Here is a 26,160-nt window from a genome sequence, read left to right on the forward strand (position 1 = left end):
CAAGACCGTCTTACCCTTAATGCAGCCTTCGGACACTTTTATCTCATAAGCCAATCATGATCCGGATCATTGCGGAATTTCCATATTCGCTTCGGCCCCGCCATGACGTTCAAGTAATACACATCATACCCGGGAGGCGCGGATACCGGATGGTAGCCTTCGGGCACCATAACGGCCTCGCCGTCTTTGACCGCCATCGTTTCATCCAGCGAACGGTCATCGGTGTAAACCCGCTGCACGGCAAAACCGCACTCCGGCTGAACCCGGAAGTAGTAGGTTTCCTCCAGCAGCGATTCCTCCGGCAGCTCGTCGCGGTCATGCTTGTGCGGCGGGTAGCTGGACCAGTTCCCCCCGTCCGTAAACACCTCGACCACCAATAGGCTGTCCGCCGGCTTTTGCTCCGGCAAAATGTTATGCACCAGACGCGACATGCTCCCGCTCCCGCGGTTCTCCACGCCGACATCCTCCGGTGCAATGAGTCGGGCCTGATGAGTGCCTTTCCCAGGGGCCAGGCACACTGCCAGTTCCACCTCGGTTCGTGCCGTGACCTCGTACTGTTTGTGTGCAGGTACATAAACCGTATAGGGAGGCGTCTTCTCAAACACGCTCATGCGCTTGCCAATGTTGTCCCAGCTCTCTCCCCCGGCCTTCACGTCGGCTCGCCCGGTCAGCAGAACAAGAGCTGCTTCCTGATCTCCCGTGGCGCGGTTCAGCGTCTGTCCTTCCCTTAAACGGAAAACTTCAAAGCCCACATATACCCAGCCTGCGCTTTGCGGCGTAATGGATAGCACGCGCCCGTCCAGGTCCGGCTTCGTAATGGGTACAATTAAGTTCGGCATGGTGTTCCTCCTTTATGGTTCTGCTCTGGAAATGATGAAGCTCCGACGGCTACCCTTTTTCGGGTTTAGCCTGCCGATATGCCGGTGGTGAGCTCGACCAGCTTCACCGGGCGGCCTTGCAGCAGCGAGCGCTTAGCCGCCAGGGCGATCAGCTCCGCCTGAAGGCCGTCATGGCCGCTGACCGGCACCGGCGTCCCGTTTTGCAAGCTGTCGATAAATTGCCGTGTCTCGTTCATGTACGCTTCCTTGTACCGCTCCAGGAAGAAATGCAGCGGTTTATCGCGGGTGACGCCGTCCGGACCGCTGACAACAGCGGTGCTTGGATAGTCGTTATCGGCGGATACGCTGCCTCCGGAGCCAAACACCTCGATCCGCTGATCATAACCGTAGACGGCCTTGCGGCTGTTGTCGATGACGCCAAGCGCACCGCTTTCAAACCGCAGCGTTGTGAGGGCGGTGTCGATGTCGCCCAGCTCCCCGATAGCAGGGTCCACCAATACCGCTCCCTGGGCGTACACTTCGACGACCTCGCTGCCCGATAGATAACGAGCGATGTCGAAATCATGAATGGCCATATCCATAAACAGCCCGCCGGACACTTTAATGTAATCCGGATGCGGCGGGTTTGGATCGCGCGAGGTGATCTTGATCAGATGCGGTTTCCCGATTCTTCCCTCGGACACAATCTCCCGTACCCGGCTGAAGTTGTGGTCAAACCGACGATTGAAGCCGATCTGCAGACTTACACCGGCCGCTTTCACGGCCGCCAGCGCCTCGCGGGTCTGATCCACGCTCATGCTGACCGGCTTCTCGCAGAAAATATGCTTGCCGTTCGCCGCGGCCTGCTTGATCAGCGGGACATGCGTATCCGTCGAGGAGCAGATCAACACGGCATCGATATCCGGATGCTCCATGATATCGTTACTATTAGTGGTAACCATAGGAATGCCGCGTTCCACGGCCCAGGCCTGCAGCTCGTCGCCTGCGAACAAGTCGCCGATGGCCGCAATTTCCGCGCCGGGCATGCCCAGCAGATGATCCGCATGAATTTTGCCGATTCGTCCGGCACCGATGATTCCGATTTTAATGGTTTTCATATGAACGTCTCCTCTGCTTAAGGGCTACCAGCGCGCCGTCACCATCTTCTTTCGGGTATAGAACTCCACGCCGTCCGTTCCGTTCGCATGCAGATCCCCATAGAAAGAGTTTTTCCAGCCGGAGAACGGAAAGAATGCCATCGGCGCAGGAACGCCAAGGTTGACGCCCAGCATGCCGGCCTCGATATGCTCACGAAACTGGCGCACATCGCTGCCGTTCTGCGTGAACAGACAGGCCCCATTCGCGAAGTCCGAGCGGTTGGAGATTTCAATCGCTTCCTCCAACGATTCCGCACGCATGACGGACAGCACCGGGGCGAAAATTTCGTCCTTCCAAATCTTCATCTCGCTGGTCACTTCATCAAAAATCGTCGGTCCGACAAAATATCCGTCACCGCTCACGGCCTCGTCGCTTCGTCCATCGCGCACCAGCTTGGCACCTTCCTGCTCCCCCGCCTCGATATAACGGATCGTGCGCTCCTTGTGAGCTTGCCTAATCACCGGCCCGAGGAAAACACCTTCGTCCGCTCCATTGCCGATGGTAATCTCATCGGCCGCCTGCTTCAGCTTCTCCATCAGCGGTTCCGCCACGTCGCCCACTGCCACGACGACGGAGCAGGCCATACAGCGCTCGCCGGCAGAACCGAAGGCCGCGCTGACGATCTGGGTCACGGCCCCATCCAAGTCGGCAGTCGGCATCACGATGCTGTGATTCTTCGCCCCCGCCAAAGCCTGCACGCGCTTGCCGTGGGAAGAAGCGGTTTTGTACACGTACTCCGCCACCGGTTGGGAGCCAACGAAGGATACGGCAGCGATGCCGGGATGTTCCAGAATGCCGTTGACCACATCATGCGCGCCGTGAACGACGTTCAGGACGCCGTCCGGCAGACCGGCTTCGGCGAACAGCTCCGCCAGACGCTGTGCCAAGAGCGGCGTGCGCTCCGACGGCTTCAGCACGAACGCATTGCCGCAAGCGATGGCGAGCGGGAACATCCAGCACGGTACCATCATCGGGAAGTTGAACGGTGTGATTCCCGCCACTACGCCGATCGGATACCGGTACATGCCGGACTCCAGGTTGGTGGCGATGTCGGGAAGCTGCTTGCCCATCATCAGCGTAGGCGCACCGGCGGCAAACTCCACGCATTCGATGCCGCGCTGTACTTCGCCGTAGGCTTCTGCATAGCTTTTGCCGTTCTCCGCCGTAATCAGGCGCGCCAGCTCCTCCCAATGCTCCACCAGCAGCTGTTGATACTTAAACAGAATGCGCGCGCGGCGAGGAACGGCCGTCTTGGCCCAGGCACGCCCCGCTTTGGCGGCAGCCTGCACGGCCTCATCCACTTCCTCTTTCGTGGATAACGGGACGTAAGCAAGAATCTCTTCCGTTGCCGGATTGTATACGGGATCGGTTGTTTCGGATCGGGATGGAACGAATTGTCCCCCGATATAATTGCTCAGGGTTTGCGTCATGGCTGTTTTGCCCCTTTCGATTGGATCTGTGAGCATAGACAAAATGAAAACTCTGCTCTGTAAGAAAAGATGAATTGGCAAAATTACAAGAATAGGTGAAATCTAATAAAAGTGTGTAGTCTCACGAACATGGGGAATCTCAAAAACAGGTCTAATCTCTAAACACGAAAACCTAAGTACGCGAAATCTTAAGAACACGAAATATCAGTGATGACAAAACTCAATAAAACCCTAACCATGGACTAAACTCAGGAATTGGCAGTAATCTCGCCTCGCTTGCAGCGCCCGATATAATCGTGAACCGCCGTGCTCGTCGGCATCGCATCGGAGCAGCTGTGGCTGGAGATGACGATGCTAGCCGCCGCACTGCCGAATTCCATGCAGCGCTCGATGGTCCAGTCCTGCATCAGGCCGTACAGAAAGCCGGCAGCGTATGAATCCCCCGCCCCGAACGTCTTGATGACCTTCGCCGGAAAGCTCCGAGCCGTATGGCTGGCACCGCCTGGGGTATATGCGATGGAGCCTTCCTTGCCGTGCTTGATAATCACGATCTTGGCGTTATAATCAAACCATTTGGCCGCCGTGATGCGATCGCTGCGCTCCGGATTGCCCCCGAACTGCTCCATCATGTCAAACTCTTCGCGCGTGCCGAGAATAATGTCGCATGTTTCCGCCGCTAAATTGTAATAGGTTGCCGTCTCCTGCGGGGATTTCCATGTGTACGGACGGTAATCGAGGTCAAACGCGATCACGGCGCCGTGGCGCTTGGCATAGTCCAGAGCCAGAAACACGGCCTCCCGGGAAGGACTGGCCGCGAGCGCGGTGCCGGAGATCAGTACCATTTTGGCGGATGCGATCAGCTCCTCGCTCACATCTCCCGTCTCCAGCAGCAAGTCCGCGGCGTTGTCGCGGTACATCAGAATGCTGCAGTCGGTCGGGCTCTTGATCTCGGTAAAGGCCAGACCCGTTACGGCTCCCGTACGATCGATTGTCACGCCCTTCGTTGCAATTCGGTTATCTTCGAGGTACTTTGTAATAAAACGCCCCATCTGATCGTTCGCCACCTTGCCGATGAAGCCTGTATTCAGGCCCAAACGCGCCATCCCGATACAGATATTGGCGGGTGATCCTCCGACATATTTGGTAAACGTGGTCGTTTCCTCCATCGGCCGGTTAATCTCATTGGCATTCAGGTCGATGCACAGCCTCCCTACTGCCACAAAATCCATCGGCTTTGCGTTATTGAACGTGATTTCACTCATGGATAAACCTCCTTGATCAGATCAGCCGCGGCTGAGCATTCATATGAATTCATGACTCCGTTCGCCAATGGCCGTAATCACTTGCAGCTCTCGTAATACTTACAGTTCAGAAATACTTCCAACCGGTAGACACTCCCAGCTCGATCCGCCCGCACTTGAATGAGTTACTGGTGTCAGATAAGTATGTTACGATTCCACCCTCGAACTCAGTCGCATCGCCTTGAGCCTGGCTCGACCCTCGAGCCTTGGTCTTCAGCCCTGCATCTTCGTCAGGTCCTCCAGGCCGTCCAGGTATTCAATCGCCCGTTGAGCATACTCCTTGGCCGGATGAAGCGCAGGATCCTGCTCACCCTCCAGCATCGCCCAGCCGTCATAGCCGCGATCAACAAGCTCTCCGATAATCGGCGCAAAATCGATGCATCCGTCGCCAGGAACCGTAAACACGCCCCTGCGGATGCAGCTTACGAAATCGCAGTTGTCGAGGCGCGCCTGTTCCAGCACATCAAGCCGGATATCCTTCAGATGGATATACGCGATCCGGTCATAATGCTTGCGTAACAGCTCCAGCGGGTCGTTTCCTCCGTAATAGGCATGACCGGTGTCGTACAGGAGAGACACCAGCGAAGGGTCCGTCATGGACATCAGCCGGTGAATCTCGTACGGCTGCTCCACAACCGTGCCGCCATGATGATGATAAGCCAGCTTCATGCCGTAGCTTGCCGCAATCTCTCCAGCCTGGTTCAGTCCTTCCGCCAGGCTTTCCCATCCGGCGTCATCCAGACGGAGAACGATGCTCTCATTCGGCGTCCGGCGGGGATCGAAGTGCAGCGATCCCCCGACCTCCGCCGTGCTGATGACCTTGCTGCCGAACCCAGCCAGAAATTCCGCGTGCCGTCGGTAATCCTCCAGCTCCTGCTTGCGATAGTCGGGATCGGAGAACAGCACCGACTTCCACTGGGAGACCAGCTGAATGCCGCGCGCATCCAGCTCCCGTTTCAACACTGCCTGATCCTTGGGGAACTTCCTTCCCATCTCCGTGCCTGTCAGACCCAAAGCCGCAATATCATTCACAATCATCTCAAATGTCGTGTCGTCTCCATGCTCCCTAACGTCCTCGCCGACCCAGTTAATCGGATGAATCCCTAGCTTGAACAGCCTGTCACTCATGACCATCGCTCCTTTGCTTTGTTTGGTAGAGGTTTGCTTCTTTGCTCCGGGCCAAATAGTATGGCACCTGCTCCAGCCGCTAGTAGGGCCTTGCTTCCTTGCTTCGGGCCGCCATCTGGCGCTGCGCCTCGGTCACCTTGCTTGAGGCCGACACCTCCGGCACCTCTACGCGCCACCAGGACTCATAACCGTCGGTGTTCGTTCCCGGAACGACCGGAATCTCGATCAGCGTCGTCACGTTTTCCTTCTGCGCCAAGAGCAGCGCTTCATGCAGTGCCTCCGGCGTGTTGGCCTTGTAGGCTTTAGCGCCGAGCGCACGCGCGTGCGCGGCAAAATCAATCGGCAGGTACGCTCCGGTCAAGCGGCCAGTCCTCTCTTCGCGGCGTCGGAACTCATTGCCGAACCCGTCGCTGCCGTTGCTCCGCTGCAGATTATGAATGCATTGGAAACCGTGGTTGTCGAACAGCAAAATCGTGATCTTCCGCCCTTCCTGCAAGCTGGTGACCAGCTCCGAGTGCATCATCAGGTAACTGCCGTCGCCAACCAGCGCATAGACTTCACGGTCCGGCTCCGCGAGGGCCGCACCCAAGGCCCCGCTCACCTCGTACCCCATGCAGGAGAAGCCATACTCCATGTGGTACGTCTTCGGTTCGGAAGGTCTCCATAACCGGTGCAGGTCTCCCGGCAGACTGCCTGCCGCACAGACGATGACGGAAGATGGGGAGATGACCTCATTGATGACGCCAAGGGCTCTCGTCTGCGACAAGCCGTCCGGATGCTCGGCAGCGTACAAGCGGTCCACCTCGCTGTCCCACTCCGCTTTCAAACCGGCAAGCTCGCTATCTTCGTAACCCGCTTGATAGCCGTCTCGAGACAGCTTCTGATGCAGCGCTTTCAACCCTTCCTTCGCATCGGCAATCAGTGCTTCGCCGCCGAGCTTGGCGCCGTCCGCGCTGTTGACATTCAGGTTCAGGAACGATACGTCCTCCCTTTGAAACGCCCATTTGGAGGACGTTGTAAAGTCCGAATACCGGGTGCCGACGCCGATTATCAGATCAGCAGACGCCGCGACGCGATTCGCCGCCAGTGAGCCCGTTACGCCCATGGCGCCGAGGTTCAGGGGGTGTTTCCAGGAAAGCGCGCTTTTCCCGGCCTGCGTTTCAGCAACCGGGATGCCGAAAGCTTCCGCAAATGCAGCCAGATCCTTGGCAGCTTCGCTGTAGTGCACGCCTCCTCCGGCAATGATGAGCGGACGCTTGCTGGCTGCAATCCGTTCCGCCGCGCGCTTCAGTCCTTCGGCCGACGGCGGGCGGCGGTCGATGACGTGTACCGTTTTCTCAAACAGCGAATCCGGATATTCGTACGCCTCGGCCTGCACATCCTGAGGCAGTGCCAACGTAACCGCCCCCGTCTCCGCCGGATCGGTCAGCACCCGGATCGCCTGCCGGACGGCCGCGATAAGCTGCTCCGGCCGGGAAATCCGGTCCCAATACGGGCTCACCGGCTTGAATGCATCTGCGGCCGACACGGTGTAATCCGACGGGGCCTCAATCTGCTGCAGCACCGGATCAGGCTGGCGGCAGGCAAAGTTGTCACCAGGCAGCAGCAGTATCGGGATGCGGTTTACCGTTGCCGTAGCTGCGGCGGTGACCATATTGAGCGCACCGGGTCCGATGGACGAGGTGCAGGCCCATATCTGCCGACGGTTTTTTTGCTTTGCATATGCCGCGGCGGTATGCACCATACCCTGTTCGTTTTTGCCCTGAACATAAACCAGGTCTCCCGGGCTTCGTTCCAAGGCCTCACCAAGACCGGTTACATTCCCGTGTCCGAATATCCCCATCACCCCGTGCACGAATTTCGTCTCCACTCCATCAACAGAAATATACTGTGCATCCAAAAACTTCAGCAGTGCTTGCGCCATCGTTAATCGTGTCGTCGTCAACCGGTTCATCTCCTTTTCAGCTTTTCATTGTCGTTGCATCCTATGGATAAAGCTTAAATGTGAATTAAGCGCTTAACCTATTGGATCGAGGCGCTTAACCAACTAAGGGTTAAGCGCTTTACAGAAAGTGTATGCCTTACTGGCCGCCCAGCATGCCTTTCAATTTTATGATTTCCACGCCCGCCAGCATCATGATGCCGGTCCCGTGATTGTCATTCACCACCGTGAGCAGATCATGCTTGTAATAATCCCCGGTAAAGGAATATCGGGACCCGCTGCATACCCCGTGCACGCTGCCGCGGCGGTCGATGGCTTTTCCGGTCAGCCCCTGCCATGCCCGAATGGCGGCATCGGCGAACGGCGCGGGATTCTCCAGCCAGCCGAACCGCACACCTCTAGCAAAGGCATAGGTGAACATGGCCGTGCATGAAGCCTCTTCATAAGCATCCGGATCGATGATGACCTGCCTCCACAGTCCCGATTCTCCCTGGTAGGAAGCGATCCCGGCACACAGCTCGCGGAAAAATTCAATCAGGGCCGGCCGATCCTTATGATCCTCCGGCAGGCGTTCAAGCAGTTCGGACAAGGAGAACAGGCTCCAGCCGTTTCCACGTCCCCAAGGAATTCGGGTTGCCTTCCCGTATTTGAAGTCAAACACGTGGCTCATCACGCCTTCCTCCGGCATAAACAGGTATTCCCGATACCTCAGAAACTGGTGGGCCGCGTCATCCAGATAAGAGGAATCGCCTGTAATCATGGCATACCGCGACAAGAACGGCGTGCTCATGTACAGATCATCCGCCCACATCGTATCCGCAGAGTACTCCGATATGCAGAGACGGTAGAATGCACCGTCCTCCCGGCGTTCCAGGCGGTTCGTCATAAAGTCCGCTATACCTTCTGCCACATTCAGATCGTCCGGATTGCCGCTTTCCATGTAGGCTTCCAGCATCGCGGAGCCGAAGGAACCGCAGTTGTCCAGCATTTTGATCAGCACCAGCTGATGGTTAATGGACGGAAATCCATACGTATCCCGGTCCCAAACGGCGTATTCGTACCATGAAGTACAGATGTCGATATGCGCGCGGGCATATTCCGCCATATCCGGCCGCTTCAGAACTCGCGACGTCTGAAGCAGGCCATACATCGTCACCCCAAGCGGATAATCCCAGCGCCCGAAATTGCTAGCAGAGCCGGAGGTCCATTTATTGCTCAGCATCGCATTCTCATAAAACGGCCTGACCCGGCGCCCCGGCGCATCCAGGGACCAGCCAATCAAACCGCGGCCATCCGCGCGCGGGAACAGCCTTTTAACCGAGCACACCTCCTCCGGCGTTTCCTCCTTCTCGTCAGCCAGAGGCCCCGCAAACAGCCAAGGAGAGGGTGCGCCCTGTACCGGAACCGGAAGCACAAACCCCAGCACATTCTCTGAACTGTAGGCCTCAAGCTCAAATCCCCAGCCGGACGGCCCTCGGCAGCTGCGCACGAGAAGATCCCCTCGGCAGGCCGCAGCAGGAAGCTCACAGCCAAAGTCGCCTCCCTCTTGAGTGTCCAGTACAGGCTGCCCGCCGATCCATATCTCCGTCCGCCCCAGAGCGCGGCCTCTAAGCACAACATGGTCAACGCCTGCCGGCACATTCAGCCGGCTCCATGCATAGCCTGCTGCCTGAAGCTCAGGCAGTCCGAATAATCGCTCAAAATTCGGCTTCGCCGCTTCTTCCTCGCTCCAGCCTGTAACCGGGAGCCAGCGAACACCGGTCTCGCCTTCTGTTCCGTGCGCATTCGGAAAGATGCCGCTTTCGCCGAACATGCCGGCAGCCAAGGGTCCGGCGTAAACCCAGCCGGCTGCTTCCTTCCGGTTCGTAAAAGGGGACAGCACCTGCAGAATTCTGACCTTGCCCTCTTGGGCGCCAAAACGGCAACCAAAGCCAGCTTCGGTCCAACGCGCCTCGATCAGCAGCGTATTCCAGCCGGGTTTCAGAACAAGCGAAATGACGATCTTGGCATCCGGCTTCATCTCGTCCTCGGCTCCCGAGCGGTACATCAGCTGATCGTTCAGATAGAAGCGTACGGGGCTGAACGGCATGATCCCGGCGTCAATCGAACGCTCATCGTCGCTCCATACCAGACCGAGCGCATAAGCGGCATCCCCCTGCTTCGCATCTCGGAACCGATCACCGAAGTCCAAATCATAATATCCTTCCTCTGTCTGAAGAATGCCCGTTTCGGCGAACGACCGCAGCGCAAACGGAATTTCCGGGTTTGCCCCGATGTAGCGGCCGGCAATGGTCTTCAGCATGCCGGCATCATCATCGCCCATCCAATACCGGATGCTTTCCCGGGCTTCGATATAGCTTGTCATGAAGATACGCCCCCTTCCGTTCGAGCGTGTTCTGCCGCTGGAGAAAGCTTAATATGAATCTCCTTCACGAACGGGGTCACCACATTCAGCAGCAGCGTTCGGAAGCCGAGCGGATATGCTGCCTCCCGGACGCCCGCCGCCGTGTGCTGAAATCCAGCGCCGCTGATTTCCATCCAATCGCCGTCCATTTCGTAACGGATGCTCCCTTCCATCCAGAACTGGGCATCCACGCCGGCGGGAGCAAGCTCTCCGCCGTTAAGGGTTCCGGCTGCCGGAAAAATAAGCGAGATCTGCGACACGACTTCCTCCGGCTCCGTCGACGAAACAACCAGCTTCCAGCCATCGCTCGCTTCTACCACATCCACCTCCACCTTGTGCCGCTGGACATGAGTCTGCGGACGGCAGTGATGCGGCAGCAGATACCAAGGGCTGATGTCTGCCTTGGCACTTGCAGGCAAATCTGCTTCCGGCACCGGTCCGTTGTAGCCCTTTTCCTGTTCGCCGGATAGCCGATATCCATTCTCCAGCGTCGCCAGCCGGCTCATCTTGACAAAACCCGGGTCGAAATAGGAAGCGAACTGCACGCCCAGCAGACGAGCCGCTCCATGACGAATAGAAAAGAAGGAGGACATCTCCGTGCTTACGGTCACGCTGGTATGTCCTTCACGGATTCGCGCAACCGGAGCGCCAAAATCCGTGTGCATCCGGCTGTAACGGATGACACCGTGATGGCCGGCACCCGCAAATCCGGACAAGTAACGATCCCTTGGAAAATCCGCGTTCAGCACGACCCTGTAATGGTCCGGCATCGGCGTTGTCTCTGCACCCTGGCGCTGTAGACCCGGATCCAAGAGCAGCCGAACGGTTGCGTTGGTTGGTGCTCCGCCGGGATGTTTCAGCAGAGACAGCGACTGTTCCGCCATACCTTGAAATACCGGGTCGTGGTCTAGGGAAGCCATCATCAGACACGGCAGGAAATATCCCGACATATCGAAGCTTTGACCAAAATCCTGCCGCCCGGAATATTCCGTGACGATCTCCCCGTCAGGATGAACCAGATAGGACATCATCTTCAGATTGGCCCGGACCGGTACCAGAAGCTCCGGCCGCTTCAGCAGCCTGGCCGCATGAATCAGCATGACATCGCTGACGACGTTATATATCCCGTTGCTGCGCTCGGTCCATTCCCCGTCGCCCGTGGCATCCATACCTTCTGAGAGCCACGCTTCCGCCCGCTTCAGGGCATCTGGCGAATCAAACAGCTCATTCAAGAACCCCAAAGCCGCACAGATCACCCACCGATGGTTCGGCGTGTGGCAGCCTCCGGTGATCAGCGCAGGCAAGGTGCGTTCCAGAAACAGCAGCATATCCGCAGCCGCTCCCTTCAGCTCCACCCAACCGTCAGCCAGAAGCAGCTGCGCCGCTTGCGCGTAACCAACCACGACGAAGGCGGTATCCGGAGGAGAATGAAAATTGGTCCAGCCCGGCGAGATCGTACCGTCGCTGTGCTGAGCCTCCAGCATATAACGCGCCGCAAGCGTTAATCTGCGCGCCAGCTCCCTGCTGCGGTAATAGTCGGATGCCGGATTGCAAAGCGCGGCAGCCCAGATCGCCATGGCGGTCGGTGTCCCGCTGTTATGGTTAGGCGAAGGCAAACCGTTTTCGACGGTACGAACCCCGCCGAACCAGCGGTGCCCCTGCTCTATAATCTGACGGTCCATCCCCTCCCGAACCCAGCTGTCATTTACTTCAAAAACCCTGTTATACATATACGATCCTCCTGATATCCGTCGTCCTTAGCCTTTCACGGCGCCCAGCATCACGCCGCTGACGAAGTAACGCTGCAGCCATGGGTACACGATGAGAATCGGCACCGTGGCAAATACGACGCTCGCCGCTTTCAGGCTTTCCGTGGTTGCTCTGACACCCGCTGCGGGTCCCTCGTTGCGGGTCAGATCCGTAATCATATTGTTCTGTACCAATTGATACAGCTTCAACTGGAGCGGATACAGCTCTTCGCTTGTAATGTACAGCAGCGTATCCTGAAACCCGTTCCAGCGCCCGACCGCATAGAACAAGCTTAGTGTCGCTATGACCGGCAAGGACAGCGGCAGAATAATCCGAAGCATCGTTCCGATCTGACTTGTGCCGTCAATCTCAGCCGCTTCCTCCAGGCTTTCCGGAATTCCATTAAAGAACGAGATCAGGATAATCAGATAGAACGGACTGATCAGTCCCGGAAGAACGAGGGCCCAAATCGTATTCAGTAAATTCAGGTCTTTCACGAGAATATATTCCGGGATAATGCCTCCGCTGAAGAACATGGTCACAATGATGATAAACATGAAGATCTTGCGGCCTTTCAGCTTCTTTTTCGTCAGCGGATAAGCGGCAATGATGGTCATGATCATGCACAGCACCGTTGTCAGCAAAGTCAGCGTGATGGTAAAGCCAAGTGACCGGATCATGCTGGAATCGGAGAATACGGATTTGTAAGCCTGAAGGCTGAACTCCACCGGAAACAACGTCACGTCACCGGACGTTACCGCACGGTTCGAGCTGAAAGAAATGGCGATAATATGGAAAAAAGGGGCCAAACACAGAAGTACAAAAACCGTAAGCAGGATCATGTTGACGGTATCAAAAACACGGTTCGACGCTCGCTCGCTCATGTGTGATACTCCTTTCTGCAACAACGTTAAATGATGGACTCGTCTGTCAGTTTTTTGGATGCATAGTTGGCACCAAGGATAAAGATCAAGCCAACAACAGCCTGGAACAGGCCGACCACCGTCGCAAGTGTATACTGCCCGGATTCCAGACCCGTACGGTAGACATAGGTACTCAGCACGTCGGAGTAATCCATGACGGCTTTATTGCCAATGACAAACGGACGGTCAAAGCCGATCGAGATCATATTTCCGAGATTGATGATAAGCAGTGTAACGACCGTCGTCTTCAGGCCCGGCAGCGTGATATACCAGATTCGCTTGAACCTGCCCGCGCCGTCCACTTCCGCCGCTTCAAACAGCTCCTTGTTGATGCCGGTTAGGGCAGCCAGATAGAGAATGGTTCCCCAGCCTGCGCTCTGCCACACACCCGTCGCCAGGTAGGTGATGAGCCACGTATTTTTTTCTGTTAGAAAAGGTACCGATTCAAAACCGAGCGCCATCAGCATGTTGTTGATCATGCCCGATTGCGTGCCAAACACCTGGTATACAATGCCGCCTATAATAACCCATGAAATAAAATGGGGAATATACAATATCGTTTGGGATAAACGTTTGAACCATCGGATTCGGAGTTCATGCAGCATAATGGCCAGAATCAACGGGGCCGGAAATGAAACCATGAGGTCCAGCAGATTAAGCATCAGTGTGTTACGCAGTGTTTTATAAAAGTCCTGTGTCTGGAAGACTTCTCGGAAGGCATCCAGTCCAATCCATTCGCTTCCGGTTATACCCTCAAAGAAATTGAAATCCTTAAAAGCAATCTGAACGCCCCACATCGGGCCGTATTTGAAAATGATAAAGTAGACCAAAGGCAGAACAAGCAGTGCATATAGTTGCCAGTACCGGCGCAGGTAAACGGTTCCTCTCATCTGAATCATCCTCTCCTTGCTCATGACGCCGGGAGCGAGGGGACGGCCTCTTGTATATAGCCGTCCTTTCCCTTGTCCCGCTGCGGATTGCCTTTATTCGGATTGCATTTCCTGATAAACCTTGGTCCGCTCATCAAGAATCGCTTGGCCGCCGCTGACCATATAATCCTTCATGGTAGCTTCGAACACTTTCTCGAAGTCTTCCGGTTTCGCCATCGCCGTCTTGACGATCATCTCTTCATATTTAGCTTGGAGGTTCGTGCCGTATTTCGCCTCAGCTTCGATCGGTCGGTCAAAGTTGACCGGCTTAAACGTATCCGTTGCCGCAATTTCAACGGCCTTGCGGTGCAGATCCTGGAACTTCTCCGGGAAGTTGGTCGTCAGCTTCTCTCGGTTCTGTGCCTCGTCACCTACAAAGTTGCCGTTAGCGATAATGGCAATGTCGCCGGAGTTGTAAAGACGATCAATCACATCTTGAGGAGCGTCGGTCTTCATGACGGGAATGCCGTCCACCATTTCATAGTTTTCGCCTTCCACGCCGTTTTGCAGAGCCAGCAGATTGTCAGGATCCGCCATCCAGTTCAAGTATTTAATCGCTTCTACAGCATGGCTGCTTGTTTTCGGAATCATGATATACATGCCGTTTGGCGCATATTCAGGCTTCGCGCGCTTGCCTTCGGAGTTGGTGAATGGATCGATCGGTTCCAGTTTGGCATCCGGCTGGTTTTTCAGCAGCGTATCATAGGTGCCGTCCGCGTAGTACAAGTTCGGATAATCCTCTGTCAGGAAGCCAGTGAGGCCATTAGTTACATCCTGGGTCAACTGCTTCTTGTCTTCGTCCAAACTGAAGTCACGGCTGATCAGCCCCTCATTGTACAGCTTGTTGAAGAATTGAAGCGCATCCTTGAAGCCGGGAAGCAGGGTCGGATAGTCATTGGCCCCGAGCTTTTGGAGCTGCGTGTACTTCTGTTCTTCCGTGGTCGGCTGGATAAAGGACCAGATTAACGGATCGTATTGAGCCGGTTCGATTGTCATGCCGAAAGGAATGACCTTGCCGCCGGTTTCGCCCGGATCCTTTTCTTTAAAAGCTTTCAAGACCTCGTACAGCTCATCCGTGGTTTGTGGCACGTCCATGCCGAGCTTCTCTAACCAGTCGGTACGAATAAAGGAAGAATACTTACCCAGGAAAGCCCGCTTGCCAGGAACGGCAAACTGTTTGCCCATGTACTGGCCGTAACTCATCGCGTCCTCATCGAGGAATTCCTTCAGGTTCGGACCGTGCTCGTTGATCAGATCGGTTAGTTCCGTCAATCCGCCCTGCTCCGCGTAGCGATTGAAGGTCGGGGTATCGTACGTAAAAACGATATCCGGCACGTTGCCGCCGCTGGCCATCAGAACGTTCAGCTTCTTGATTTCCTCCGAACGGGGTACCGGTACGAATTCCATTTTAATGTTGTTAGGAGTTCCAAAGTTGTCCTGGATGTATCTCGTTAGGTAGCTGTCGGTTATGGTGTATGGCTTCGGTGTATTGCCGCGGTCAAAAATTTCAACCTTCAGCGTGACCTGCTTGCCGTCATTAGAGCCGGAATCTCCGCTTCCGCTTGAGGTATTGGTGCTGCTGCCCGAGTCTGATGAACAACCGGATAATACGACCGTTCCGGCCAACAGCATGACGAGCGAGAGCTTTGCGAGCTTGCCCCATTTTTTCTTGCTTGCCGCCATAGTTACATCCCCTTTTCTTATTTTGATAATTGCCCTGACGTTCGCGCCGTTCTTTTAATTGAATATATCCTGCGGCTGCATCCCTACGCTGCTTTGGGATCCATTCATGTAAGCGCTTAACCTCTAGGGTGTCCTCAGTATGCCTCAGAGGCCCGGGAATGACAATAAACCAAATTCCAATCGACAGAACCCGCATGGTTACAAGGTTCCTCCGTATAGCAATGACTATTTTCGTATCATAAACCGTTTTCACACGACCGCCTTAAAGCCTTGCTGCATGCATGGTTTGATCCTTACGTGGAATATCTCGCCAGATGATGTCCTGGTTTGAAACATGCCGTAATTTTGCGGAAATACGAAACGGGTGCTGCTCCTAGTCGGAAATCTCTGCACCCGCTTCTTGATAAACTATAGTCATAAACTGCTTTCGCAATCCGAGCCGCTGATTTAAGATCCCGGCTCCATACCAGAAGACGGCTTCATCTTCAGCTTGCGGTAATCTCCCGGCGTCACACCGGCCGTCCGTTTGAACACCCGCCCGAACGTTATGGCGTTTGCATACCCGATTTTCTCCGCAATCTCCTGTATGGAGAACTCGGTCTCCGCCAGCAGCTCCTCCGCCCGCTTCATCCGCAGCTGAACCAGGAAATCAACGAACTTCATATCGTATTCCATCTTAAACAGATAGCTTGCGTATTTGCCGGAAATCTGAAAACGGTCGCTAAGATGCTTCAGGGACAAATCCGGATCTTCAAAATGCTCTTCGATATAGTGCTTCATCTCGCTGATCATGGCCCGGTAGCTTTTGGTTTCGCTAAGCGCAACGTAAGTACGGTAAGTTTCCGTTAACTGATCGCCGATCCTGCTCTGCAGCTCCTCCAGGGTCGCTGCTCCCGCCAGCATATGGTCTTTGCTCTCCGAAAGCTGATTCCGCAGCTCGCCGGATAACACCCCAACCTCCCGGGACAGCAGCTGAAGCATGCTGTTGACCAGAGAACGGATGATATCATCCTTCAGCCGCTCCTCCTTGAACGAAACGAACATATCCTGCAGACGGGTTCTCCAGCCATCGTTATTTAAGCGAAAGTCCTTGACCAGCTCTGAAATTTCCGTCAGATAAGGAAGCAGGTGACTTAAATCCTCCTTGGACAGCTCATCGCCAACCAGGACGCCATGATCCCCCATCACCAGTCTATGGCCGAGCGCCTCCGAGGCGGAGCGGTACGAGGCCCCGACCTCATGAAGCCCGGTGACCGTGCTGCCCAGCCCGAAGCTCAAAGGCAGGCGAAGCTTTTCCTCAACCCAGCCGCGGCATTCCTCGGCAGCGTGGATCAATGCTGCACGAGTCTCACCTTTTACCTCCGGCAGCGCGATCAGAATACCGACGCGGCTGCCGGAGATCCATTCGAGCCAACTGTTGAAGCCGGCATTACGTGAAAGCTCCTGGAACACGTTCATCAAGGCAAACTTCAACACGTTCTGGTCCCGAGCGGTATGAACATCCTGAAAACCCCTGTAATCATTGATTTCACCGAGCATCATCACGTAGCCCTCCAGTTGCTCCGGCAGGGTCATCGGGGTCAGCTCGCTCATCCGCGATTGCAGCTCCTCCTCGTGCTTCTGCCCGCCGATCAGATCCATAAACAGCTGACTGCGCTGAAGCTGGAGATTCTCGTCCTGCTTTTTGTCATAATCCATGGACCTGTTGATCAGGCTTTCAAGCGCGCTGTCGATCACGGATAATTCATCCTTGGCCGCTTGCGGCATGTTCAGCTGAATGGATTCTATGCGGTTCATTATGGCTTTGATCGGCTGATAATTCCGCCTGCTAATATAAATGATGTAAATAACGGCAAGCACCACGGTAACGAAGCCGATAACGACCCAGATATAGGATACGACGGACACCCAGGCATAGAGCTGGCCCGCACGGAGACCGCTTTCAAAAGTCCAGCCCAGCTGTTCCGATTGCAGCGTTGTCAGCACCTTGCCTTCTTTGCCCCGGTTATCCTCTCCCGTCTGGGATGCTTCGAAGATCAGCTCCCCGCTGGAATCCAGAATATTCAAAAAGGAAACGCTGTCATTTATCATCGGATTGATCATCTGCTCCAAGCGGTACATGCTGACGTTTATCACCAGCAGCCCCTGGCTTCCGAAGGGGAGCGGCAAATTTTTGTACATGGAGATGACCTGCTTCGGTTCGTTCTCCCCGAGACCCGTCATGGAGCGTACGGCCGACCAGCCCCGATAATCGTGGTCCTTCACGGCGTGCTCGATAAATGAACGGTCCGGGAACGACGAGAGGGAGCTCTGTCCGCTGGTGGTCAACACGGACTGATCCGAATGACGGTACAAATAGACCGATTCAATCATGTCGCTGTCCGTTTGCAGCACGCGAAGTCGTTTCACCAGCGAGTACATCAGATTTTGGTCGGATGACGGGGTACTGAACAGATAGCTTGAGTATAGGGAACTCGTCTCCACTTCGTTCAGCACGTTCATCTCAATGGCATGGATGGAGCGGTCCAGGTCTTCCATAATAAACCTTGTAGAAATCCCGTTTGCTTTGGCTGCCTCTTCGCGTGAGGCCTCATTAAACATGATGAAAGAAAGAAACACGATGATTGTAATGGTAATAAGGAAAATGGGAAAATAGGAAAGAAGCAGCTTGCGGTACCAGTTTTGCTGCAAAGAGGTCATTCCTTTCTCTTCCAGGTTAAGCGTTTTACTTATGCTTGTGCTATATTGTAGCACGGCTTTGTCCCTCTCTGGAAGAGGGGTGTCTTCGAAGGAAGGACCACTGGAATGATACCTTTTTCATTCTTCCTGCTTCATGGATCATTCGCACCGAAAAGGCAGGTACAGTCTAATCTTCTCTACACGGTACTTAAAACAAAAAAAGCCGCGAATCCGCGGCTTCATTTACCCTATTTGCTTTCGTCCCCAACTACACCTGCAAGAGCAGGCTACCGTCCAGCCAAGACCAAAGTTGTATCAAAATGTCGAAAGATTACTCACTCGTTCCCTTCAACCCTTCATGAACTCCGATATCAAGACTTTCCGTCCCGTCTTGGCACTCTCCAATGCAGCCAGCACCATCGCCATGCTGAAGACGTTGTCGCTGCAATCCGTCTCCGGCTTGATGCCGGCTCCGAGAGCATGAAACATATTTTCCAGGCAGCCGTGATGTCCGGTCTTCTCCATTTCGGGCAGCGTCCCTTCAATCCGTTCATACTTCCGGATAAAGTTTCCTGATTGATCCCCTTCCGCCACGATCTCCGCATAAATATCATCGTGGCCGTCCCAGATCGCAGTCCCTTTCTCTCCCGTTACGCGCCATGCGGCCTCCCAGGAGGTCTGGGCGCCCTCGGCGCACCAGGAACCGCGGTAATTGAACACGGAGCCGTCCGTCATTTCATAGATGCATATCGCCATCGCGTTTCCGGCATACCAGGAACCCGGCGGGTTAAACTCCTGACAGTACACGGATACCGGATCGGCTCCGCTGATCATTCGGGCTTGATCGAAGGTGTGAATGGCCATGTCAAGCAGCAGGGGACTGTCCATCAGGTCCCGAAACCCGCCAAAATGGGCGCCAAGGAAAAAATCCGCTCCTATGAACCCGGGCTTTCCAATCACTCCACTTTCAATCAAATCCTTGTATGCCCGAATTCGCGGATCAAATCGGCGGTTTTGCATGACGGCATGGGTTCTGCCTGCCGACCCTGCGAGCCTCACAATATCCAGGCATTCCGTCATCGATTCCGCTAACGGTTTTTCGCTGAATACATGACACCCGTGCTTAAGCGCTGCCGTACTAATCCCATAGTGGCTGGCGGGAATGGTCACATCAAATACGATATTCGCTTCGCTTGAAGTAAGAGCCTCCGTAATATTGGTATATGCGGGACAAGAAAGTCCATGCCGATCGGCAAATGCCTTTGCAAATTTCTCCTGGATATCCACGAGGCCCACGATTTCAACGTCCTCTCGCCCTTTCGCATATTCCGCCCATGTATTCGCCATACTGCCGCATCCTGCTATCACAACTTTATATGTCGTGGTCATACTCGCTAACTCCCCCTGAATACGTGATATTGTTGTAAACCGCTTACAATAATTCATCCTAAACCGTTGTCAGCATTCCAATATTGGCTTAATGTAAATGAAGCAACTTCATTATAATGGCGAAACTCAACAATTTCTCTATACAACCTTGTGCATTACCACTCTTATCTTGCGGTCCGAGGTGAATTCACATGTCCAATCCAAGAGAGCTTCATGAAAATACGAGACTTGACCATAAAGCCTATCCTTTGCAGGTATTTAATAACTTCTGCTCCCATGCCAAATCGAAAGACTGTATCCTGTATCTCCACTGGCATGAACACTTTGAGATCATTAGCATGCGCCAAGGGCACGCGGTATTCCATATTGATACAACTCCGTATGACGTAAAGGCTGGAGAAATGATTATCATCCCCGGCGGCAGCCTGCACGTGGGATATGCCCTTGAAGATGGCGACGTGCGATTTGATTGTGTCGTTGTCAATGCATCTCTCTTTAACGATTTCCTCCATGATCCGATTCACGTGCGTTATGTCGCTCCCTATATGGAAGGCCGGCTCCGTTTCCCGGTCAAGCCTGCCGAGAACCACCCTGCTGGCGCAGACTGCTATCCGCTGCTGGATGAAGTGATTGAAGAGCTGGTTGCCCGCCGTCCGGCCTATGAGCTCATTGCCAAGTCCAAGCTGTACACGCTGTTCGTTCTGCTGGCACGTACATTTATGCCCACACCGTTCACTGAGAAGTCGGCCGAGCCGTATTTTGCGAATCGGGATCGTTATAAAAAACTCATTCAGCACATCGAGAGCAACATCGGTGAGAAATTGTCGGTAGAAACCGCCGCTGCAGAGGTCGGTTTGAATCCGTTTCATTTTTGTAAAATGTTCAAGCGTTTAACGGGCCGCACGTTCGTGGATTACGTCAACCTGACCCGGATTAATGAAGCGGAGAAGCTGCTCCGTGAACGGTCGTTGACCATCACGGAGATTGCCGGCATCGTCGGCTGCAGCAACCCGAATTATTTTACCAAGCTGTACAAACAGTACAAGAGCATGACGCCTTCTCAGGCTAGGCAGTTATAGATCCGGGTTCCAGAACACTCCTTAGCGAACGATCTGCGGCCATGACCTGTACGAAAACGCCAGCTGAATCATAAGCATGGTGACGAATATGCAAAAAAAGACTCCACATACAGCAGCTTTCGCTGAAGTTGAGTCTTTTTGTGAATTCTGGATCGAATCAGCGCCTCTAAGACCTAATATGCCTTAGGCACTTCGACCTTTCTTGTGTTCCCGTCTTCATTGGTGAAATAGATATGAACCCCATGGTCCTGATCGTCCAGAAAATACGAGACGTATTTACTCTCCTGTGCCCTCATGGGAACCAGGAGAGTCGCGATGCGATGGCTTGTGGCTGATTTCGTTTCAGCATGCAGATGCCACTGGTTATCCAGCCCTTCAATCTCTTCGGGATCGACGTCAGTGAATTGATTATGCTGATTCAGCGATAGATCGCCTGATGAGCAGTACACGAATCGCCCTTCCATTTCCGCTTTGCTGCCCATCACCCGAAACGTCTGCCCGGACAGCTTCATCCGGTTCAGGGTATGAAACAGCCATTCGATGCTGGCTGGCTTGGCAAGATCCACCGTATCCACGATGACAAAATAAGATTCGTCAAAAAAATAGATCTCGCGCACATACCGCTCCAGATAAGGGACATTCTCCCGATAGGCCTGCGTAGCGTTCATACGGGCGTACCCATAACCCGATGACGCAGCTGCTTGCTCGACCTTTCCGCTGGCTTGGATGCAAAGCACCTTATCTTTTCCCGCATACTGACCATGGCCATCAATGAGAATATTGTTCGTGGAACGCGTCTGCCTGCGCCAATTCATATGCATCGTGCTTCCAAAAGCGATGTAATATCCACTTTCAATTGCGAGAGGTTCACCATACGCGTGCAGCAGGAATCCGTTCTGGTCACCGTGACTGTGGCTCATGGAGCCGTAACGGCTGCTCTTTGCAAGCAGCATAATGTGCTCATCCGGATCATCCATGCGGTGATGCATCGCCACCCAGTCAATATCGCGGAACCATTTGACGGATTGGATGGCTCCATTCTTTGGTTCCGAGACGTTATCTAAAGAAAACGGAACGGTAAGTGAAGGAGAAACAGCTTCCACCTGAGGGTAATCATGCCGATACAGCATATCGTCAAAACGGAAATCCCACCAGCCGTAATTGTAGAACTTGGAGTCGGCGTCCGTATCCGCCTTGGCTACTTGTTCATAATACCACTGATATAATCCATTCCCTGTAATGCCTGCAAACTGGCGAATATTAAAAGCCGTCTTCAGACTGACGGGTTCGCCGAGATAGGACTGGTCCCCGAAGCTGGCCCGGATCGTATCCGGACTGCTGCAGTAGAGTGGGAAATCGCCCGTGCGCCCAAAGAACGGCCGTCGAAAGAAATCAATGGCTACGTAGTTGCGAATGAGATTGAGCGCATCGATCACAAATGCCATGCCCGTTGTCCAGTAGAGCGGCCCTTCGGCCCAGCCCCCATCTTCTCCGCCCCAAGGCGAATAGAGGCAGGCGTAGTATTCCAAGGTGTAATCCAGCCATGTCTGTGCCTCACCCTCTTCATGAAGCATGGCAATACAGGCCGGAACAAGAACGGAGGACAACGAACGAACAGCATGGCTGTCATAAGGGACATGATGGATTTTCGAGCGCTCCATCACATGGAAGGCCACCTGCTCCGTACGTCGCAGAAGAGCTCCCCTGACGAGATGAATCTCCTCTGCGCTGAGGTAATCGTGGAGCCAGTCATATCCCCATGCAAGTGCACCCACCATCCGAAATGCGGCTTCATCGTTATAATCTCTGGACGTTGTACCTTCCGTATCCCACCGGGCCGCGTGGAGCAGCCACGTCTTCGCTTTGGCTATCAAAACATCATCCTGCAAAATGACCCCTGCCACGCTTAAGTGCCGGATAACATACAGCGTTTCTTGGCAATCCATGTACATTTTTCTCCACAGCTTGGCGACACGCTTATTGCCAGGATAACGTTCCGGTTCCGGAATTAACGGCTTATCCAGCCACGGAAGGACCGATTTCTCGTAAAAAGCGCGCCAGCCGCAGTAATTTTCATCCTTTCGGAGACATTCCCGGAACGCCTCAATTCCCTCTTCGTCCAGCCATAACCGCGGATGACCGGTATGCGCGCTTTCGTACCGCTCCCCTCTGCCAGGCAGGGGAGTTTCGGGCAGCCCCTCCGGGACATGAAACATCCGGGATTGGCTCCATGAAGAACGGTTATGGTCCAAGTCTGGCGTATCCTCCACTGGCTCCCCGGTCAGCAAGGCATATCGCCAATAATAAGTACCCGGCTCCAGCGGTTGCTCCGGCGTGTATAAGTTATAGGGAATCGGCGATATCGTCGTTGTCGCTTCCGTTTCATACGAGGGCGAGGTCGAAATTTGCAGCATATAACGATCGTTCTCCAGCTGTCCCGGCATCCAGGTGAAACGGGGAGGATTCTCAAGCAGCTTACTCTCTTCATCCGGTTGATATGGTACGGACAACAATCCGCTTTTCGGTTCAAACAAGGTTTTCATCGAGTACCCTCTCCTTCAACCCGTTGTTGGTCATCGTGAAGCTTCTCGCGGTCCTTCCATCGGACAGGCTGAGCCAATCCCCATCCTCTGAGCGCGTCCATCCCATGGTGATCGGCTCATCGCCGGCACGATAGACGGCAATGAAGCGGGCTTTCGAATCTAATCGGTGAAGCCGGATTCCTTCCATGAGGCGGCTGGGATCGTCAGCAAGCCCAGGTGACTCTACCTGTGAGCATTCCATCCCCTCGAAGGCGATAAATGAGATTACCGCCAGCGGCCCTAATGCATTGGCAATGTGGAGATTGAATTGCAAGCCATCCTGGGAAAAGACGCAGGTGCACCTCTCTTTTACATATGCGTATCCATCTTCGTTTCCAAGATCCGTTTTAACGTGGCCTTGAACAGTATTTGGAAGTCCGCTCAGCTGCCCCATGCCAACGTAATGGAACCACCAATCCACGGCTTCCGGTTCATCCAATTCCACTTCAAACCAATCCAGCAGCCAATCTTCCGTCAATATCAAATGCCGGTCCAGATTGGCTTGATCGTAGGCCTTATCGGCCCGAACCCAAATATAGGAACGGTTTGAAGCGGATTCATACCGCATGCATTTGCCTTCTGCCGGATTCTGGGAACGGCCTCCTACCGAGACGGTATTGTGGCAGGCTGTATGGGGATACCACTCCTTCTTCAGGATCGAACCGTACGGTACGGTTCCACGGTCTGGTGAAAGAGGCTGGTTCCCGACATGAATCATCAAATTCAGTTTATCGAAGTGACCATGTGATCCTCCATGAGGGCCAAAATCGACCAACGCATGAAGCCCATGCGAATGGTACGACTTTAACAGGGCGAATCCACTGTGAGGAAGAAAGACGGAAGGACTACACAGATCGGGCAAGTCGTTCTCGTTTCTGCCTTCGATGTGCCATGCTTCATTACCATCATGTTCATAACCTGCTTGTTTTGCATGTTCTGCATCGCCTGCTGCCCGGACTTCTCGTGTAACTCGGACTTCGATGATGTCCCCTACTTCCCATACTCCACCCGCTGTCTCCTTATGAGAACCCTTCGCCTCAGAAGCAGCCATTCCGTATCTCCCATCCCAATGGCCCATTCCGTATAGCAGAGCTTCCAGCATGCCAATCCGGCCGGCTTCTCCATTCAGTTCACGATATACATTGTCCAGCAATTGCTGATAGCTCTTGTCCCCATATACGGATAAACCGATTTCCGCTATTTCGGCAATTTCTCGCGCATACGGAGCCCTGCAATAAGGACCGTCGTGAAGTGCAGGCAGAAATCCATTCTGGTTTGACAATCGAACCAGTACCGCCAGCATTCCCTGCATGGATTGGCCTTGCTCTCCTCTCAGGGAAAAAAGCTCTTCACCAACTCTGCTCCCCATTTCCGCAGCAATCAGGTAAGCACGGAGTACAAATACGTGGTAATACATGCTGCCTTCAAATTCAAGCTGATCCGGCCTGATGGCAATGCTGAGATGATGCCGCAGGCCGCCTTCCTTCACGACCAGCTGCCGCAGCTTCTCCGTTTCGCCTTGTACCGCATAGATGCTGAACAGCGCGGCAATCAGCCAGGCGGTATAGTTGTTCTCTGGATTTCCACGCTCCCGGGTCAAAATATGATGATACTCCGTCATGCTGCTCTCCAGCATATACAGGAATTGAAGAATCTTCCGGCGGTCAGCCTCGTCGAACGACACTTGCGCATCCTGCAGCAGCAGGTAGCCGCGAAGCAATGTCGTTGCCCAGATGGCCTCGGTCAAAGCCTGATGGAATGCGCGACCTTTCAGCATCCAGGGCTGGGCATCGGGATGTACAGGGTATAGCGGAAATTGCTCCGCATAGCGGACGATCAGCCTTTTTCCAAGATCGGCGTAGGCCTCCTCCCCCGTGCCTGCATAGACGGCGGCAGATTGCAGAACATATCGGGCCATGGCCTGATGCTTGAATACCAGCCATGCTCCCCGATACGGTTCTCCTTCCCATTCGCAGCCATGCGGACAACGAAAGCGGCTGCAGTCAGCTTCCAGCGGATCAAACACCAGTTCCGTATGATGTTCGGGACACACATATTGGTGCCACCAGCCGCCTGGGTCAACTGGAACATCCAGCCGCCGGTCGATGACTTGATCAAGCTCGGCCTTCAGGATATCGATTGTGCGTTCGCTCCAAGGATAGAATTTCGACTTCGCGTTGACCTTCATCCAATCCCTCATCGCATGAACATACCGCCGTTAATTTCGATCGTCTCCCCCGTTAGATAAGAAGACAGCTCCGAGACGAGGAACAGAACGGAGCCAGCGACATCGTCCGGGGTGCCCTCTCGGCCGAGCGGAATGCCCTTGATCGTTGCTTTTCGCGCGTCATCCGGGGTAAAGGTGGCGTGAAACGCTGTTTGTCCGATAAAGCCTGGCGATACGGCGTTCACATTAATACCGCTTGCAGCAAGCTCCTTCGCCAGCCCCTTGGTAAAGCTCAGGACGGCAGCTTTGCTGGCTGCATAAATGCTTGCGCCCGGTCCGCCGCCGTTATGTGCCGCTACGGAGGTCATATTGACAATGCGACCTTGACCTGCGGCTTTCATACCCGGAATGACGGCTTTGCTCACGAATACCGTGCTTTTCATATTTACATCCATAACCTTGTTGTATAGCTCTTCGGTCATTTCCGCATTCGCCAGACGCTCAACCAAATGCCCAGCATTATTAACCAGAATCGTAACCGGGCCGCCGAATGCCTTCTCTACTTCGGCTGCGAGTGCCTCTGCCTGCTCCACATGCGTGACGTCTGCTTGAAATGCATAAGCCTCGCCGCCTAAACTTCGAATCTCCGCTACGGCTTCTTCGGCGGCTTCCCTGCTGTTTAGATAGTTCAGGGCAACCTTGGCCCCGCTTCTTGCCAGCCTCAATGCTACCGCACGACCGATCCCTCCACTCGAACCTGTGACTAAAGCGATGTTACCCGATAAGTTAATATGCATGT

17 protein-coding genes are annotated in these 26,160 nt (G+C 54.4%); 1 reads left to right on the plus strand and 16 read right to left on the minus strand.

Annotation, left to right across the window (positions count from 1 at the left end; genetic code table 11):
• Positions 1-38: 38 nt before the first annotated feature.
• From iolB to PAEVO_RS11470, 13 genes are all read right to left on the minus strand, one after another.
• On the minus strand, positions 39-839 hold the full coding sequence (gene iolB / locus PAEVO_RS11410) for a 5-deoxy-glucuronate isomerase (RefSeq protein WP_100537648.1): 801 nt from the start codon (positions 837-839) through the stop codon (positions 39-41).
• 65 nt (positions 840-904) lie between these two features.
• On the minus strand, positions 905-1,936 hold the full coding sequence (iolG, locus tag PAEVO_RS11415; protein ID WP_100537649.1) for an inositol 2-dehydrogenase: 1,032 nt from the start codon (positions 1,934-1,936) through the stop codon (positions 905-907).
• A gap of 24 nt (positions 1,937-1,960) precedes the next feature.
• Positions 1,961-3,406 carry a CoA-acylating methylmalonate-semialdehyde dehydrogenase gene (locus tag PAEVO_RS11420; protein WP_100537650.1) on the minus strand — a complete coding sequence of 482 codons (1,446 nt, stop codon included), beginning with the start codon at positions 3,404-3,406 and terminating at the stop codon, positions 1,961-1,963.
• Positions 3,407-3,654: 248 nt separating this feature from the next.
• A complete protein-coding gene (gene iolC, locus PAEVO_RS11425; protein WP_100537651.1) occupies positions 3,655-4,668 on the minus strand; it encodes a 5-dehydro-2-deoxygluconokinase in 1,014 nt (337 codons plus the stop codon).
• Positions 4,669-4,920: 252 nt separating this feature from the next.
• A complete protein-coding gene (iolE, locus tag PAEVO_RS11430; protein WP_100537652.1) occupies positions 4,921-5,835 on the minus strand; it encodes a myo-inosose-2 dehydratase in 915 nt (304 codons plus the stop codon).
• Positions 5,836-5,914: 79 nt separating this feature from the next.
• On the minus strand, positions 5,915-7,780 hold the full coding sequence (gene iolD, locus PAEVO_RS11435) for a 3D-(3,5/4)-trihydroxycyclohexane-1,2-dione acylhydrolase (decyclizing) (RefSeq protein ID WP_100537653.1): 1,866 nt from the start codon (positions 7,778-7,780) through the stop codon (positions 5,915-5,917).
• 136 nt (positions 7,781-7,916) lie between these two features.
• The gene (locus PAEVO_RS11440) at positions 7,917-10,142 is read right to left on the minus strand and encodes a glycoside hydrolase family 88/105 protein (protein ID WP_100537654.1); all 2,226 of its coding nucleotides are present in this window, start codon (positions 10,140-10,142) and stop codon (positions 7,917-7,919) included.
• Positions 10,139-11,911 carry a hypothetical protein gene (locus PAEVO_RS11445; protein ID WP_100537655.1) on the minus strand — a complete coding sequence of 591 codons (1,773 nt, stop codon included), beginning with the start codon at positions 11,909-11,911 and terminating at the stop codon, positions 10,139-10,141. The genes PAEVO_RS11440 and PAEVO_RS11445 overlap by 4 nt, the downstream gene beginning before the upstream one ends.
• A gap of 27 nt (positions 11,912-11,938) precedes the next feature.
• Positions 11,939-12,814 carry a carbohydrate ABC transporter permease gene (locus PAEVO_RS11450; RefSeq protein ID WP_100537656.1) on the minus strand — a complete coding sequence of 292 codons (876 nt, stop codon included), beginning with the start codon at positions 12,812-12,814 and terminating at the stop codon, positions 11,939-11,941.
• 26 nt (positions 12,815-12,840) lie between these two features.
• The gene (locus tag PAEVO_RS11455; RefSeq protein WP_100537657.1) at positions 12,841-13,743 is read right to left on the minus strand and encodes an ABC transporter permease; all 903 of its coding nucleotides are present in this window, start codon (positions 13,741-13,743) and stop codon (positions 12,841-12,843) included.
• Positions 13,744-13,836: 93 nt separating this feature from the next.
• Positions 13,837-15,465, minus strand: coding sequence for an extracellular solute-binding protein (locus PAEVO_RS11460; protein WP_100537658.1), 1,629 nt, complete (start codon positions 15,463-15,465; stop codon positions 13,837-13,839).
• A gap of 447 nt (positions 15,466-15,912) precedes the next feature.
• The gene (locus PAEVO_RS11465; protein ID WP_243390734.1) at positions 15,913-18,165 is read right to left on the minus strand and encodes a helix-turn-helix domain-containing protein; all 2,253 of its coding nucleotides are present in this window, start codon (positions 18,163-18,165) and stop codon (positions 15,913-15,915) included.
• A 327-nt stretch (positions 18,166-18,492) separates the two neighbouring features.
• Complete coding sequence (locus tag PAEVO_RS11470; RefSeq protein ID WP_100537659.1) at positions 18,493-19,533, minus strand: Gfo/Idh/MocA family protein; 1,041 nt, start codon at positions 19,531-19,533, stop codon at positions 18,493-18,495.
• Positions 19,534-19,724: 191 nt separating this feature from the next.
• Here PAEVO_RS11470 and PAEVO_RS11475 point away from each other — a divergent pair, with 191 nt between their 5' ends.
• Positions 19,725-20,612, plus strand: coding sequence for a helix-turn-helix transcriptional regulator (locus PAEVO_RS11475; protein WP_100537660.1), 888 nt, complete (start codon positions 19,725-19,727; stop codon positions 20,610-20,612).
• A 173-nt stretch (positions 20,613-20,785) separates the two neighbouring features.
• Here PAEVO_RS11475 and PAEVO_RS11480 read toward each other — a convergent pair whose 3' ends face one another.
• The 3 genes from PAEVO_RS11480 to PAEVO_RS11490 are packed head-to-tail and all read right to left on the minus strand — an operon-like array spanning position 20,786 to position 26,158.
• A complete protein-coding gene (locus PAEVO_RS11480; protein ID WP_100537661.1) occupies positions 20,786-23,155 on the minus strand; it encodes a DUF4962 domain-containing protein in 2,370 nt (789 codons plus the stop codon).
• Positions 23,139-25,382 (minus strand): heparinase II/III domain-containing protein, encoded by a 2,244-nt coding sequence (locus PAEVO_RS11485; protein ID WP_100537662.1) that lies wholly within the window; start codon positions 25,380-25,382, stop codon positions 23,139-23,141. Before PAEVO_RS11485 ends, PAEVO_RS11480 begins: the two co-directional genes overlap by 17 nt.
• An 8-nt stretch (positions 25,383-25,390) precedes the next feature.
• Complete coding sequence (locus PAEVO_RS11490) at positions 25,391-26,158, minus strand: SDR family NAD(P)-dependent oxidoreductase (RefSeq protein WP_100537663.1); 768 nt, start codon at positions 26,156-26,158, stop codon at positions 25,391-25,393.
• Positions 26,159-26,160: the final 2 nt, after the last annotated feature.

Origin of the sequence: Paenibacillus sp. GM2FR (assembly GCF_002803325.1) — a bacterium.
Lineage (GTDB): Bacteria > Bacillota > Bacilli > Paenibacillales > Paenibacillaceae > Paenibacillus_AQ > Paenibacillus_AQ lautus.